Source organism: Pedobacter agri (assembly GCF_032678665.1).
Taxonomy (GTDB): Bacteria; Bacteroidota; Bacteroidia; order Sphingobacteriales; family Sphingobacteriaceae; genus Pedobacter; species Pedobacter agri_A.
The window spans coordinates 106,941-122,238 of record NZ_JAVTSH010000003.1; the positions used below are offsets into that span (position 1 = coordinate 106,941).

General features: G+C 39.8%; 12 protein-coding genes. All 12 read left to right on the forward strand.

Annotation, left to right across the window (positions count from 1 at the left end; all coding sequences use genetic code 11):
• Positions 1-399: 399 nt before the first annotated feature.
• The 12 genes from R2Q70_RS06915 to murG all read left to right on the forward strand — a co-directional run bounded on the left by R2Q70_RS06915 (position 400) and on the right by murG (position 15,266).
• Positions 400-831: a GNAT family N-acetyltransferase gene (locus R2Q70_RS06915; protein ID WP_316806909.1), complete on the forward strand. Its 432-nt coding sequence runs from the start codon at positions 400-402 to the stop codon at positions 829-831.
• 9 nt (positions 832-840) lie between these two features.
• The gene (locus R2Q70_RS06920; protein WP_316806910.1) at positions 841-2,034 is read left to right on the forward strand and encodes a phosphoglycerate kinase; all 1,194 of its coding nucleotides are present in this window, start codon (positions 841-843) and stop codon (positions 2,032-2,034) included.
• Positions 2,035-2,199: 165 nt separating this feature from the next.
• Positions 2,200-4,233, forward strand: coding sequence for a gliding motility-associated C-terminal domain-containing protein (locus tag R2Q70_RS06925; RefSeq protein WP_316806911.1), 2,034 nt, complete (start codon positions 2,200-2,202; stop codon positions 4,231-4,233).
• Positions 4,234-4,662: 429 nt separating this feature from the next.
• Entirely contained in the window at positions 4,663-5,130 is a 468-nt protein-coding gene (gene mraZ / locus R2Q70_RS06930) for a division/cell wall cluster transcriptional repressor MraZ (protein WP_316806912.1), read from the forward strand.
• Positions 5,120-6,025, forward strand: coding sequence for a 16S rRNA (cytosine(1402)-N(4))-methyltransferase RsmH (rsmH, locus tag R2Q70_RS06935; RefSeq protein WP_316806913.1), 906 nt, complete (start codon positions 5,120-5,122; stop codon positions 6,023-6,025). Before mraZ ends, rsmH begins: the two co-directional genes overlap by 11 nt.
• Complete coding sequence (locus tag R2Q70_RS06940; RefSeq protein WP_124913258.1) at positions 6,022-6,447, forward strand: FtsL-like putative cell division protein; 426 nt, start codon at positions 6,022-6,024, stop codon at positions 6,445-6,447. Before rsmH ends, R2Q70_RS06940 begins: the two co-directional genes overlap by 4 nt.
• Positions 6,437-8,533 carry a penicillin-binding protein gene (locus tag R2Q70_RS06945; RefSeq protein WP_316806914.1) on the forward strand — a complete coding sequence of 699 codons (2,097 nt, stop codon included), beginning with the start codon at positions 6,437-6,439 and terminating at the stop codon, positions 8,531-8,533. Before R2Q70_RS06940 ends, R2Q70_RS06945 begins: the two co-directional genes overlap by 11 nt.
• 90 nt (positions 8,534-8,623) lie before the next feature.
• On the forward strand, positions 8,624-10,081 hold the full coding sequence (locus R2Q70_RS06950) for a UDP-N-acetylmuramoyl-L-alanyl-D-glutamate--2,6-diaminopimelate ligase (RefSeq protein WP_316806915.1): 1,458 nt from the start codon (positions 8,624-8,626) through the stop codon (positions 10,079-10,081).
• Positions 10,081-11,328 carry a phospho-N-acetylmuramoyl-pentapeptide-transferase gene (gene mraY / locus R2Q70_RS06955; protein WP_316806916.1) on the forward strand — a complete coding sequence of 416 codons (1,248 nt, stop codon included), beginning with the start codon at positions 10,081-10,083 and terminating at the stop codon, positions 11,326-11,328. The genes R2Q70_RS06950 and mraY overlap by 1 nt, the downstream gene beginning before the upstream one ends.
• Positions 11,329-11,385: 57 nt before the next feature.
• A complete protein-coding gene (gene murD, locus R2Q70_RS06960) occupies positions 11,386-12,777 on the forward strand; it encodes a UDP-N-acetylmuramoyl-L-alanine--D-glutamate ligase (protein ID WP_316806917.1) in 1,392 nt (463 codons plus the stop codon).
• 13 nt (positions 12,778-12,790) lie between these two features.
• Positions 12,791-13,984: an FtsW/RodA/SpoVE family cell cycle protein gene (locus R2Q70_RS06965; protein ID WP_316806918.1), complete on the forward strand. Its 1,194-nt coding sequence runs from the start codon at positions 12,791-12,793 to the stop codon at positions 13,982-13,984.
• Positions 13,985-14,159: 175 nt separating this feature from the next.
• Positions 14,160-15,266: an undecaprenyldiphospho-muramoylpentapeptide beta-N-acetylglucosaminyltransferase gene (gene murG, locus R2Q70_RS06970; RefSeq protein ID WP_316806919.1), complete on the forward strand. Its 1,107-nt coding sequence runs from the start codon at positions 14,160-14,162 to the stop codon at positions 15,264-15,266.
• The last annotated feature ends 32 nt before the right edge of the window (positions 15,267-15,298 follow it).

Genomic DNA, 15,298 nt, shown 5'->3' on the forward strand with positions numbered 1-15,298 from the left:
GGGATTGTTTTTTAGGGAATCCGCCGTTTGACATATGATTCTTGATATTTTTAGGTACTAATCTTATCACCTGGTGAATGGGTACAAATTTCTAACAATACAAGCGCAATATTGTTTTTTTTACATGAACCCATATATTTTTTTACACCAAGTCAGGTTTTCGTTATTTTGATACCAAACTTCTAAAAGGATTTAGTGAGCCTAATTAGTTATGGTACACAATACTATATATTACATGTTTCAGCTAAACCCAATTAGTAGGTAATCGTAAATAAAATTTTGTGCTAAAATTCTTCTATTGCTTGAGGTGGTTTCAAATGCTTTACTAACTTTGCAATCGTGTGCATGACCTTAAATTCGTGTATAAAGGTTGGTTATCCTTGTAAAATAGATAAAGCAATGGTTAAATTTATTCTACCAGAAGAAGTTCTCCCTTTAAGAAGTTTGGTTTTAAGAAATGGAAAGCCATTACAGGAGTGTATTTTTGAAGGAGACACAGCTTATGATACCTTTCACCTTGGCTATGTTGAAGATGGGCAAATCAGATCGATAGCCAGTTTGATGAGAAACGATTTTTTTCCCGATGATGGAGAAGGTTATCAATTGAGAGGAATGGCTACCCATAGGGATTTTGGTGGAAGAGGTTATGGCGCTGCATTAATTAATTTTGCCGTAGAATACCTTAAGGAATACAATACAGATTATTTATGGTGTAATGCACGTTCAACTGCCGCAACATTTTACAAGAAATTGGGTTTTATTAATGAGTCGCCCGAGTTTGACATTCCGGGTATTGGCTTCCATTATGAAATGAGACTTAAACTAAAATAATATATAAACATGAAAACAATAGATCAGTTAGACTTTAAAGATAAAAAAGCGCTTATTAGAGTAGATTTTAATGTTCCTTTAGATGATGATTTCAAAATCACAGACGATAAAAGAATGCGTGCTGCATTGCCAACGATCACAAAAATACTAAACGATGGTGGCTCAGTAGTCTTAATGTCTCACCTGGGTAGACCAAAAGATGGGCCTACAGATAAATATTCTTTAAAGCACATTTTAGGTGATCTTTCCCGTATGCTGGATCTAGAAGTGAAATTTGCAGATGACTGTATTGGAGAAAATGCTGTTGAAAAGGCAAAAAATCTATTTCCAGGAGAAGTGCTTTTATTAGAAAACCTTCGTTTTTATAAAGAAGAAGAAAAAGGCGATGTTGCTTTTGCTGAAAAGCTATCCAAGTTAGGCAATGTATATGTGAATGATGCTTTTGGTACCGCTCACCGGGCGCATGCTTCAACATCGATCATTGCACAATTCTTCCTTGATGCAAAATATTTTGGATACCTGATGGCATCAGAAGTTGAAAATGCAGAGAAAATCCTTAACCATGCAGAACGCCCTTTTACAGCTATTATGGGTGGTGCAAAGGTTTCTGACAAGATTTTATTAATCGAAAAATTACTAGAAAAAGTTGATAATATCATCATTGGTGGCGGCATGGCTTATACCTTCGCCAAAGCGCAAGGTGGTGAGATAGGCACTTCGCTTTTGGAGGCTGATAAGCAAGAGCTTTCTTTGGAATTAATTGAAAAAGCTAAAGCAAAAGGGGTAAAGCTAATCCTTCCTGTTGATACCGTTATAGCAGACAAATTTGCCAATGATGCTGATAGAAAATCGGTAGATTCTGGTCAGATTCCAGCAGATTGGATGGGGCTGGACATCGGTCCAAAGTCAGTAACTTTATTTCAGGATGTGATTAAAAATTCTAAAACTTTATTGTGGAATGGTCCGATGGGCGTTTTCGAAATGGAGAATTTTCAGGTGGGAACAAAAGCAGTGGCTGATGCGGTAGTAGCAGCAACAAAAGACAATGGTGCTTTTTCATTGATCGGTGGTGGTGATTCTGCTGCGGCAATAGCTAAATTTGGCTTGGAAGATGAAGTAAGTTATGTTTCTACCGGAGGCGGTGCTCTGCTGGAGTACATGGAAGGTAAGGAGTTGCCAGGGGTAAAAGCCATTAACGAATAAATTTATCTTCAGTTTCTGCTGAAAAAACAATGCGAATGGGCGTGGATTAATTCCTTGCCCATTTTTTTTGAAAGCTAGTTATTGCTAAGCAGTGTAGAATTTTTACAGCATTGCTATATTTGCTAATCATTAGCCTTATCTTAGCATCGTATCTTAATGCTCCCAATGAAATTAACACTACAGTATTTTGTTAATATTTTTTTTATATCCTTTTTCTTTTTTCAGGTATCTGCGCAAAACAGTCAAATTGTTGATAATGGATCAGTCACTACTCCGTTAACCTTTTCGCAGGGTATCTGTGGGTATCGGTGGACAAATGATCAACCCGGGATTGGGCTTCCAGCAAGTGGCACTGGTAATATTCCCAGTTTTGCCGCAGTAAATAATACGAAGGTCCCTATCGTCGCCACTATTACAGCAGTACCTGCATCTTCTGGTTATGCTTACATTGCCGATGTTTACCTAGATATTGTATCGGTTATTGATATTAACACCAATAATATTGTTGCAAGGATCCCTGTGGGCAAAGGTCCGACGGGTGTCGCTGTGAGTCCCGATGGAAGCAAGGTTTATGTGGCCAATTACGATTCGCATACTGTATCGGTAATTGATGCCTTGGAAAATAAAGTCATTGCAACCATTCAGTTGGACAATGCCCTTGGTTCAATACGCGTCAGTCCCGATGGCAAAAGAGTTTACGTCGTTGATCTTAGTGGTAAATTGATTACCATCGATGCGCTCACCAACACCCGGATGGCCAGTCTTTCTGTTCCGGCATCTACTTATTTTATGTCGATTAATAAAGATGGTAGCAAAATTTATCTTCCAAATGCTTATGGCAATGAGCTCCATGTGATCAATACTTTAACAAATACCATTGAGGCAACATTTTCTATAGGTTCAGGCTCCAATGCCGCTGTGTTAAGTTCTGATGGTTCGAGACTTTATGTAAGTACACGAAATCAAACTGTTTTGGTCTTGGACGCCGCAGTTGGAACACTAATTTCAACTATCAGTATTAACTACCCGAATGTTATGACAGTGGGTGCTGATGGTAAACAATTATATGTAACCTCGCAAGGAGATAAGGTAGTGATAGTGAATTTAAGTAACAATAGTATCATTGCCAACATAGCGGTAAATCAATATGCTGAAGGTCTATCTTTAACAAAGGATGGGAGCCGTCTTTATGTGATCGGTCAGGTTGGAAGCACTGTGTCAGTAATAAATACCGTGAACAATACAATTATAAACCGAATTAGGGTGGGTTCCAATCCTTACTCTATGGGCGATTTCGTTTCTGGTTGTAACGGTGCTTCGATAACCTTTAAAATTACCGTTAATCCAACTATACCGGTTCCATCTCTTTTAGTCGAAGGTCCAGTGACTACCTTAAGTACGAGATATGGTATGCCATCAGAACCTGCTTCGTTCTCTTTGTCTGGGTCAAACCTAAGTTCCGATGTAAAGCTTAAGGCTCCGGATGGCTTTCAAATTAGCACTGATGAAGTCAATTATTTCGACGAGCTTAATGTGTCTCATTCCGGGACACTCATTGGTAAAAAGATTTTTGTTCGTCTCTCGGCCAAGGCTACAGTAGGCAAATATAATGGTGCTCTTCTCATTAGCTCTGATGGTGCTGCCTCAATTGGCCTGCAAATACCTGAAAGTTCCGTTTCTCCGGCAACACTAACGATCATGGTAAATTCCCTGTCGAGGTATCAATACAGTGAAAATCCAGTTCTTACAGCCCAATATTTTGGGTTTGTAAATGGAGAAACTCCGGCAAATTTGATTACTCTTCCCTGGCTCAGTACGCTTGCGGTTTTGGATTCGCCAGCGGGAGATTATGTGATCAGCGTCTCCAACGCAGCCTCTACAAATTATGAATTTTTATATATTCCGGGTTTGCTCAGCGTTCTGGCGGTTGAACACGTTGCGCTTGTTCCAAGTTCATTTAGTCCCAATGGGGATGGAATAAACGACTATTGGCAAATTAAAAATCTAGAAACACATAGTAATTGCACAGTTCAGGTATTCAATAGAAATGGTAATAAAATATTCTCTTCGGTAGGTTATCTTGCTACCTGGAATGGCACTTACAATGGGAAACCTGTTCCTGTTGGTACTTACTTTTATAAAATTGCTTTTGCAGATGGAAGAGCAATACTTTCAGGAAGCATAACTGTATTGATGTAGTTAAAGACCATTTTGGAAAATAACCAATCTTCTTTTTAAGGGTGTAGTATTCGCCCTAACACGCATGTCGACTTCAGATTTTCATAACGCAATAACTTGGAATTTTGGGGTATGTGAGATTTAAACTCCAATCTTTCAGATCTTGATGTGCTTTTTAGTAGCTTTAAGCCCGCATATGGCTATTATATGAATGTGTTTCTCCCACTATACCAATAATTTGGGATCTTCTCCTACTTTTAAATAATAAGGTTGGAATCGCTTAGTTATCAGTGTTTAAGCATTGATATGCAGTAGGCTAATTTATCATTTAGCCTTATTTTATGGGTAAAATGTAACAAAAAGGGTGTGGAAAACTTTTTTGTGGTAAAATGTGGTAAAAAGTGGTAGAACTCTTTACTTTTACACTAGATAAAAAGTGTAAAGACCACTATGACCCAACTTTTAGGAGAATTCGATTGTAAACTTGACGCAAAGGGACGCCTTATGGTGCCAGCTGCGCTTAAGAAACAATTGCCTAATGCGGAGAGTGAGGGACTTATTATTAATAGGGGTTTTGAAAAAAATCTCGTTATCTATCCAAAAAATGTTTGGGATGCTGTAGTGGCAGATCTGGCCAAACTGAATATCTATGATGAAGAGAACAGAAGGTTTGTAAGGGCATTTACCCGTGGAGCTACTGAAATCTCACTGGATGCTGCCGGGCGAGTGCTGTTGCCAAAATCCCTAACCGAATATGCAGGTATCGGAAGTGATTTGGTTTTGGCTTGTCAGTTAGATCGTATCGAGGTATGGGATAAAAAATCATACGAAGATATTTTTGACGATGTGCCTGAAAACTTTGCCAACCTGGCGCAAAAAGTAATGGGTAGTAAGAAAGGAGGTGCTGATGTCGAATAATTACCATGTTCCAGTCATGCTCCAGCCATGTATTGATGGTTTAAATATTAAGCCGGATGGTGTTTATGTAGATGTTACCTTTGGTGGTGGTGGCCATTCAAAAGAAATTTTAAAGCATCTCGGACCAAAAGGCATTTTAATTGCTTTTGATCAGGATCCGGATGCACAAGCCAATATTCCCGCTGATGAGCGTTTTGTTTTTATCGATCAGAATTTTGGCTTCTTAAAAAATAATCTTCGCTTAAAGGGTTTCAGGCAGGTGGATGGTATTCTGGCTGATCTAGGTGTGTCTTCTCACCAATTCGATGTGCCGGCACGTGGTTTTTCTATCCGTTCCAATGCGGATTTAGATATGCGTATGGATCAGCACCGTGATCTTACAGCAGCACATGTGCTCAATACTTATTCGGAAGATAAATTACATAAGCTTTTCGGGATTTACGGAGAGGTAAAAAATGCGAAATCATTGGCTCGTGCCGTTGTTACTGCTCGCCTTGATAAACCTTTCACGGATATTGATAGCTTAAAATCAGCAATTTCAGCACATATCCCAAAAGGAAAAGAAAATAAATATTTGGCGCAAGTGTTTCAGGCTTTGCGCATTGAGGTAAATGCCGAGATACAGGTGTTGGAAGATTTTCTTCAGCAGGCAGCTGAGGTGTTAAAGCCAGGTGGTCATTTAGTAGTGATGTCTTATCACTCGTTAGAAGATCGTCCGGTGAAAAATTTTATGGCAAAAGGTAAGTTTCAGGGTGAGGTAGAAAAAGATTTTTTCGGAAACCAGCAAAAGCCATTTAACGTGATTACGCGTAAGGCCATTATTGCTACTGACGAAGAAATTGCGCAAAATAATAGGGCTCGTAGTGCGAAACTTAGAATAGCGGAAAAGATATGAATAAGTTCAGAGAAGAGGTAGAAGAAGAGGAAGAGATCGGGCCTGAACCGGAGTTGAAAGCTGCGCCCAAAAAGCCACGTACAGCTGAAGAGAAAATGGATAGCAATTCGTTCATCTCTAGGTTGTTTAACGATAAACTGGTATCAAAAGAGGCGGCAACTGATGCTTTGCCTTATTTGTGTTTCCTGGCTTTTTTGGGAATGATTTATATCGCTAACAGCCATTTTGCTGTAAACAACGTGCGCAGCATTGATAAGCTGAATAAAGAAGTTAAAGAGTTGAGATGGGAGTATAAATCCTTAAAAGCGGAGCTGATGTTTAAAAGTAAATTAACAGAAGTGGCTAAAAAGGTAGATACCCTCGGGATTAAAGAATTAATTGAACCACCGAAAAAAATAATTGTTAAAAGCGATGAATATTAGAGCAAACATCTTGCTTCGTGTATATCTGGCATTTGGCTTAATTGTGCTTTTTGCTTTGGCGGTGTTTTTACGCCTTGGTCAGGTGCAGTTTGTACAGGGTAAAAAATGGAAAGCCATGGCAGATAGTTTATCTACCCGTTATGTTAATGTAGAGGCTACCCGTGGAAACATTTACTCTAATGATGGCAGCTTGCTGGCAACTTCTGTTCCGGAATACGAACTCCGTATGGATATGTTTGCCGGTGGTATTGCTGATGATAAGGTTTTTAATGAAAAAGTCGATTCACTTGGAATCAAATTAGCACAGATTTTTCAGGATAAGTCAGCAAAAGATTATGCCCGTTATCTAAGGAAAGGCCGTCAGGATAGTGCCCGTTATTTATTGATACACCGCAAAGTTGGTTATTCTGATTTAAAAACGATCAGAACTTTTCCGCTGTATAATATTGGTAAATTCAGTGGCGGATTAATCGCTGTTCAGCAGAATAAAAGAATTCTTCCTTTTCAGGCGCTGGCCGCCCGTACCATCGGTTACAAAAATGAAAATGTAGCAAATGGCGTGGGTTTAGAAGGAGCTTATAAAGAATACATCAACGGAGAAACCGGAAAAAGATTAATGCAACGTATTGCCGGCGGCGTTTACATACCGGTAAATGAAGAGGCAGAAGTTGCGCCAAAAGACGGAGCAGATATCATTTCAACTATTGATGTGAACATGCAGGATTTGGCTCAAAGTGCCCTTGAGAAACAATTAATCAAGTATGATGCAGACCACGGGGCTGTAATTGTGATGGAAGTAGCTACAGGAGAGATCAGAGCAGTTGCTAATTTCTCAAAGGTAGAAGAGGGCGTTTATAAAGAGAAATTCAATTATGCCATCGCTGGAAATCAGGATCCAGGCTCAACTTTCAAACTGGCCTCTTACATGGCTTTGCTGGAAGATGAGTTGATTGATACCAATTTGATGGTGGGAACAGGGAATTATAAAATTCCAGGCCACATGATTAAGGATTCTCATGGAAGTATTGGTGTAGTAACGGTGAAAAAGGCTTTTGAGCAATCTTCAAACGCGGCGATCGCCTATTTGATCAATAGTAAATACGGTGCTAATCCCAGAAAGTTTACAGATCATTTGTATGACTGGCATTTGAACGAAAAGCTGGAATTGCAAATTCCCGGAGAAGCGAAACCGGTAATTAAAAACCCTTCAAACAAAAGCTGGGGAAAAATGACATTGCCTCAAATGGCTTATGGTTACGAAATGCAGTTGACGCCGTTAAAAATGCTTTCATTTTATAATGCGGTAGCCAATAATGGCAGGTACGTAGCGCCGATCTTTGTCAAAGAGATTAGAAGGTTGGGTAATCCCATTGAGCAGTTTAAAGCAAGAGTAATCAATGATAAGATTTGTTCTGATGTGACACTTAGTAAAATAAGAAGCATGTTGGAGGGGGTAGTAACCGAAGGAAGTGGAAAACAATATGTGCATAACCCATTATATAAAATAGCCGGTAAAACGGGTACTGCACAGGTTGCTGATGCGAACAAAGGTTATCGGGCGAAAAAACAATACCAGGCTTCATTTGTGGGTTATTTTCCAGCAGAAAAGCCAAAATATTCCATGATTGTGGTGATTAACGATCCGAAAGGTGGTTATTACGGTGCGCTGGTTTCTGGTCCGGTGTTTAGAGAGGTTGCAGACAGAATTTACGCCAGCGACATGCAGATGTACAATGACGTGCCAACACGTTTGGTGGGAAACACAGGTAATCCTCCAACCAAAGCGGGACAAAGCAAAGCCACTCAAAAAGTTTACAAAGCATTTGGGTTTAAGCCCCTTTTTGCTTCCAAGTCGGAATATTACAACATCGTAGATACCAGTGCAGGAGAAGTTTTCCAGGAGAATACCGAGCGTAAAGGTGTAATGCCTAACGTTTCCGGCATGGGATTAAAAGATGCCTTGTACCTATTGGGTAATGCAGGTTTAAAAACCAAAGTGATTGGATCGGGTAAGGTTACAAGCCAATCCATTGCTGCAGGCACCAGGGTAGGAAAAGGATTAGGTGTACAGATAGAATTGAATTAGAAGAAAGTCCGGAATTTGAATTTAAAAGTCTGGAGATAAATAATAATAGAGTGAAAGTCTAATGCTTGTTACTCGCTACATAATATTAAAATGCAATTACAGGAATTACTTTACGGCATTACGATTAAAGAATTGGTTGGTAAAACCGATAGGGAAATCAATGGCCTGAATTTTGATTCGCGTAAAGTAGGGAAAGACGATGTCTTTTTTGCTGTGGTTGGAACGCTGGCTGACGGGCATCAATTTATTGAGCAAACGATTGCTCAGGGTGCCTCGGTAATTATCTGCGAAAATTTGCCTGAAGTGCATGATTTTACGGTGACTTACATCAAAGTAGAAAATACTTCCGTGGCCCTTGGCATTATGGCCGGCAATTATTTTGGTAATCCATCAGCAGATTTAAAATTGATCGGAATTACCGGAACCAATGGTAAAACGACTATTGCAACCATTTTATTTAAACTCTTTAGGGATCTAGGCTATAAAACAGGCTTGTTGTCAACAGTTGAAAATTATATTAATGATATTGTTGTGCCGGCAACCCATACCACACCGAACCCAATTGCTTTAAATGAACTTTTGAGCAGAATGGTAAATGCCGGTTGCGATTATTGTTTCATGGAAGTAAGTTCTCATGCGGTTTCACAACACCGGATTGAGGGTTTAACTTTTTCAGGTGGTGTATTTTCAAATATTACACATGATCATCTCGACTTCCACAAAACCTTTGATAGTTATTTAAAAGCGAAGAAGGCCTTTTTCGATATGCTGCCAAAATCAGCTTTTGCATTAACCAATACCGATGATAAAAACGGAATGGTGATGTTGCAAAATACAAAGGCACATAAAAAAACCTATGCGCTAAAACAACTTGCAGACTTCAAAGCAAAAATTATCGAAAATCAGTTTAGTGGTTTACATCTGGATATCGATAATAAAGAAGTATTTTTCAAGTTGGTAGGCTCGTTTAATGCTTATAATCTTTTAGCAGTTTACGGAACAGCCATTTTGCTTGAGCAAGACAAATTAAAAGTGCTGACCCTTCTTAGCCGCTTAACAGGTGCGGAGGGAAGGTTTGATTATATTACTTCTGAGGATAAAATTATAGGCATTGTCGACTATGCGCATACGCCTGATGCAGTTCAGAATGTGTTGAGCACTATTGCCAATATCCGCAAAGGAACTGAACAGGTGATTACGGTGATTGGCTGTGGCGGAGATCGTGATAAAACCAAACGTCCGGTAATGGCACAGGTAGCTTGCGATTGGAGCGATAAAGTGATTTTAACTTCAGATAATCCAAGAACGGAAGATCCACAAAGCATTATTGCTGATATGGAGGCGGGTGTATCGCCAAGTAATAAACGTAAAACATTATCCATTTTAGATAGGAGAGAAGCGATAAAAACCGCTTGCCATTTGGCACAAAGTGGTGATATTATTTTGGTGGCCGGTAAAGGTCATGAGAAATACCAGGAGATCAATGGTGTAAGGAACCATTTTGATGATAAGGAAATTTTACTTGAACAACTAAACCCAAACAGCTAATGTTATATTTATTATTTGAATACCTGCATAAGCATTACGATATTCCTGGATTAAGGTTGTTCCAGTACATCACTTTCCGTGCCTCAATATCCATTATTTTATCACTGGTGATTACTACGGTTTATGGCCGCAGGTTAATTGATTTTCTGCATAAAAAGCAAGTTGGTGAAACTGTGCGAAACCTGGGTTTAGAAGGCCAGATGCAAAAACAAGGTACACCAACAATGGGAGGAATCATCATTTTGTTGGGTATTTTAATTCCAACCTTATTATTTGCCAACATTACAAATGTATATGTAATCCTGATGATCATTACTACCGTCTGGATGGGTGCCGTGGGTTTCTTAGACGATTATATCAAAGTATTCAAGAAAAATAAAGAAGGCTTAGCGGGGCGTTTTAAAGTAGTAGGACAGGTTGGTTTAGGCTTAATTGTGGGCTGTACCATGTATTTCCATCCAAATATTGTAGTAAGGGAAACCGTTCAGGATGATGTAAAACCAACCTCAACGGTGCCGATGGTGTTGCGTCAGAAAGGAGAAACCTTCTACTATACACAGGATGTAAAGTCGACCAAAACCAACATGCCTTTTTATAAGAACAATGAATTCGATTATGCAAAGGTATTTAAGTTTTTAGGTGGCGATTATCAGAAATACGCCTTCCTGGTTTTCATACTTTTTACCGTATTTATTATTACCGCAGTATCAAACGGTGCAAATATTACTGATGGTATTGATGGCCTGGCTACTGGAACCTCCGCGGTAATAGGAATCACTCTGGGCATTTTGGCCTATGTATCGGGTAATACGGTAATGGCCGATTATCTTAATATCATGTACATCCCCAATTCTGGTGAGCTGCTGATTTTTGCCGGTGCTTTTGTGGGTTCGTGCGTAGGTTTTCTTTGGTACAATTCATATCCTGCCCAAATTTTTATGGGTGATACCGGAAGCCTTGCTATCGGAGGAATCATTGCCTCATTTGCGCTGATGATTCGTAAAGAGCTTTTGATTCCGGTGTTGTGTGGTGTCTTTTTAGTAGAACTCGTTTCGGTGATCATGCAGGTTTCGTTTTTCAAATACACCAAGAAAAAATTCGGCGAAGGACGAAGGATATTTTTAATGTCTCCGCTTCACCACCATTACCAGAAGAAAGGTTATCACGAAGCAAAAATCGTTACCCGTTTCTGGATTATCGGGATTATGCTGGCGATTATCACAGTTGTCACGTTGAAATTAAGATAAAAGAAAGTTAAAAATAGAAAGTTAAAAGTTACAAGCTTAAAGTAAATAAAAGATCTCATGAGCACAAATCAGAATAATATAACAAGCACCACTTCGTCAGCAATGGCAGGGCAGGGCCGTGTTGTTATTTTAGGTGCTGGTGAAAGCGGTGTGGGTGCGGCTAAATTGGCGCAGCAGAAAGGATTTGATGTTTTTGTTTCAGATTTTGGAACCATTGCAGACCAATATAAGTCGGCACTGGAGAAGCTAAATATTCCTTTTGAATCAGAAAAACATACTGAAGAACTTATACTAAATGCTACTCAGGTAATCAAAAGTCCAGGCATTCCTGCTACGGCTCCGATCGTTAAAAAGCTGGTTGCCCGAGGTACACCGGTAATTTCGGAGATTGAATTTGCAGGTCGCTATACCGATGCCAAAATGATTTGTATTACCGGCTCGAACGGAAAATCGACCACCAGTTTGCTTACTTATCATATCCTAAAAAATGCAGGATTGGATGTAGGTTTGGCAGGTAATATTGGTCATAGTTTTGCAGCCCAGGTTGCAGCAGAAAGCTATGATCATTATGTACTTGAAATTTCGAGTTTCATGCTCGATGATATGTTTGATTTCAAGGCAGATATCGCTGTTCTTTTAAATATCACTCCTGATCACTTAGATCGTTACGATTATAAACTGGAGAATTATGCTGCATCAAAAATGCGCATTATCCAAAATCAAAAAGCCGATGATGTTTTTATCTATTGTGCTGATGACGAAGAAAGTTTGAAGGCATTAGAAAACGTCAGCCCTTTGGCAAAAACATTGCCTTTTTCGATTACTAAAAAAATCGATGCAGGTGCTTATTTAGAAGAGAATACAATACACATCCTTACTGAACCAAATAAAGAACTAACCATGTCTATTTCAGATTTAGCCCTACAAGGCAAGCACAACATTTACAACTCCATGGCTTCGGGCATCGTAGCGAAGGTTTTAGAGTTAAGAAATGACACCATCCGCGAAAGCATGGGCAATTTCAAAAATATTGAGCACAGGTTAGAGCATGTGGCCAAGATTTCGGGTATCGATTTTATCAATGACAGCAAGGCAACCAATGTAAACTCTACCTGGTACGCACTAGAAAGCATGACCAGCGACGTGGTGCTGATTATGGGCGGCGTAGATAAAGGTAACGATTATACGATGCTTAAAGATTTGGTGAAGAGCAAAGTAAAGGCGATTGTTTGCCTGGGCAAGGATAATAAACGTATTCACGATGCTTTCGAAGATGACGTGGAAGTAATTGTTAATACGTTCTCTGCTGAAGAAGCTGCACAGATTGCTTTTCATTTAGCAAAACGTGGCGACGCGGTATTGCTTTCGCCAGCATGTGCAAGTTTCGATTTGTTTAAAAATTATGAAGACCGCGGCAACCAGTTTAAAGCGGCTGTAAGAGAATTATAAAAGGAGGGTAGATATGTTCCAAACATTACTCAATAAAACAAAAGGCGATAGATGGATCTGGTTGATCATCATCCTGCTTTCGCTTATATCTGTAATGGCGGTTTACAGTGCCACCGGGACTTTGGCCTATAAAAAAGGGGAGGCGGTAGAAAAATTATTGCTAACCAAACACCTGATTTTCGTGTTGATGGGTATTGGAATGATTTACATTGCCCATTTGTTGGATTATCGGTATTACGCAGGTATATCTAAAATATTGATGATCGTCACGGTACCGCTATTGGTTTATACATTAATTTTTGGTACAAATTTAAATGATGCCTCCCGTTGGGTTAAAATTCCGGTAATCGGCTTAACGTTCCAAACTTCCGATTTGGCAAAACTGGCATTGATCACCTTTTTGGCTAGGATGCTGACCAAAAAGCAGGAAAACATCAAAAACGTGAGGGAGTCTTTCCTTCCGATTATGGGTTCAGTATGTGTGGTGTTTGTTTTAATTGCATTAGCCAATCTTTCTACTGCGTTGATGTTATTTGGCGTAAGTATTTTGTTATTAATCATCGGGCGTATCAGTATCAAACAAATCGCTATTGTTTGTGCCGGAGGATTTGTATTACTCATGTTCGTTTTCTTCTTAGGTCCGAGGAGAAAAACGTATATGTCGCGTATTAACACATTTTTGCATCCAGAGATGCAACATTCAGATAAAACTTTTCAGGCTGACCAGGCAAAGATTGCTTTGGCCACTGGAGGGGTTTTTGGTAAAGGGCCAGGTAACAGTACGCAAAGGAATTTCCTACCACACCCGTATTCGGATTTTATTTTCGCCATTATTATTGAAGAGTGGGGGACACTGGGAGGAATTATAATCATGGTACTTTACCTGGTGCTTTTATACCGATGTATTAAAATAGTGACCCGGGCTCCCAAGGCGTTCGGGGCGTTATTAGCAGCTGGGTTGAGCTTTAGTTTAACCATTCAGGCTTTTGCAAACATGGCGGTTGCAGTTGGTTTAGGTCCGGTAACCGGAGTTCCATTGCCATTGGTAAGCATGGGGGGAACTTCGATGATCTTTACCAGTGTGGCTTTCGGAATTATTTTGAGTGTAAGCAGAGACGTTGAGGAAAACTCAGGAGCAATTGTAAAAGAAGATAAAGAGAAAGTAAAAAATAAAGTAATTGTTGGAGAGATTCCGGCGTTTGGGTAGTTGTGGTAAATAACCACAGCGTACACAAAGAGGATGCACAAAGAAACACAGAGAATTAAGGTAAAGATTTAGTTTACGCTGTGAAAAATCGATGTCCTCTGACTTAATAGAAAAATAGCTCAGTGCACTCGGTGAAATCTTAGTGCACTCGGTGGTAAAAAAAAAATAATAACAAATGAATAATTCCCCAAAAATTATCATATCAGGTGGTGGCACCGGCGGGCATATTTTTCCCGCCGTAGCCATAGCCAATGCGCTAAAGCGCTTGGTGCCCGCTTGTGAAATTTTGTTTGTGGGTGCAAACGGCAGGATGGAAATGGAAAAGGTTCCGGCAGCCGGATATAAGATCATCGGTTTAAACATCAGTGGCATGCAAAGAGGTTCGATAGTAAAGAACCTAGCTCTGCCGTTCAAGGTTATTGGAAGTGTGCGCAGAGCAATGCAAATCATTAACGACTTTAAACCTGATGCAGTAGTAGGTGTGGGCGGTTACGCCTCCGGACCCTTATTGTACGCAGCATCTCTAAAAGGAATTCCATACCTTATTCAGGAGCAGAATTCTTATGCGGGTGTAACCAATAAATGGTTGGGCAGAAAGGCATCTAAAATTTGTGTGGCTTTTGATGAAATGGATCAGTTTTTCCCGGCAGACCGCATCCTGAAAACCGGTAACCCGGTTCGTAAAGAGGTGGTTGATATCAAGGGTAAACACCATGCAGGGGCCGAGCTTTTAAAACTTGATCCACTTAAGAAAACCATTATGGTGACGGGTGGCAGTTTGGGTGCAGGTACTTTAAATAAAGCAATTGAAAAACATTTGCCAGAAATAATCGCACAAGATGTGCAGGTAGTATGGCAGACAGGTAAATACTATTACAAAGGAATTATTGAACGCCTTGGAATGGAATATCATCCAAACGTTCGCATTCTGGAGTTTTTAAATAAGATGGACCTGGCTTATGCAGCAGCTGATGTCATAATTAGCCGGGCAGGGGCTGGAACGATTGCTGAACTTTGCCTGATCAAAAAGCCTGTGATTTTGGTGCCTTCACCAAATGTGGCCGAAGATCATCAAACTAAAAATGCTATGTCTTTGGTTAAAAATGGCGCAGCCTTGTTAATCAATGATCGCTCTGCTGAAGACATCCTGGTAAAAGAAGCGCTGGAACTTTTAAGTAATAAAGAACAGTGTGAAAAATTATCTGAAAACCTTGGAAGGATGGCTTTGCCGGAGGCTGATGGAATTATAGCAGGTGAAGTGTTGAAACTGATAAAAGCTTAAAGAATAAAGCTGAACGACCAAAGCGAAATCGA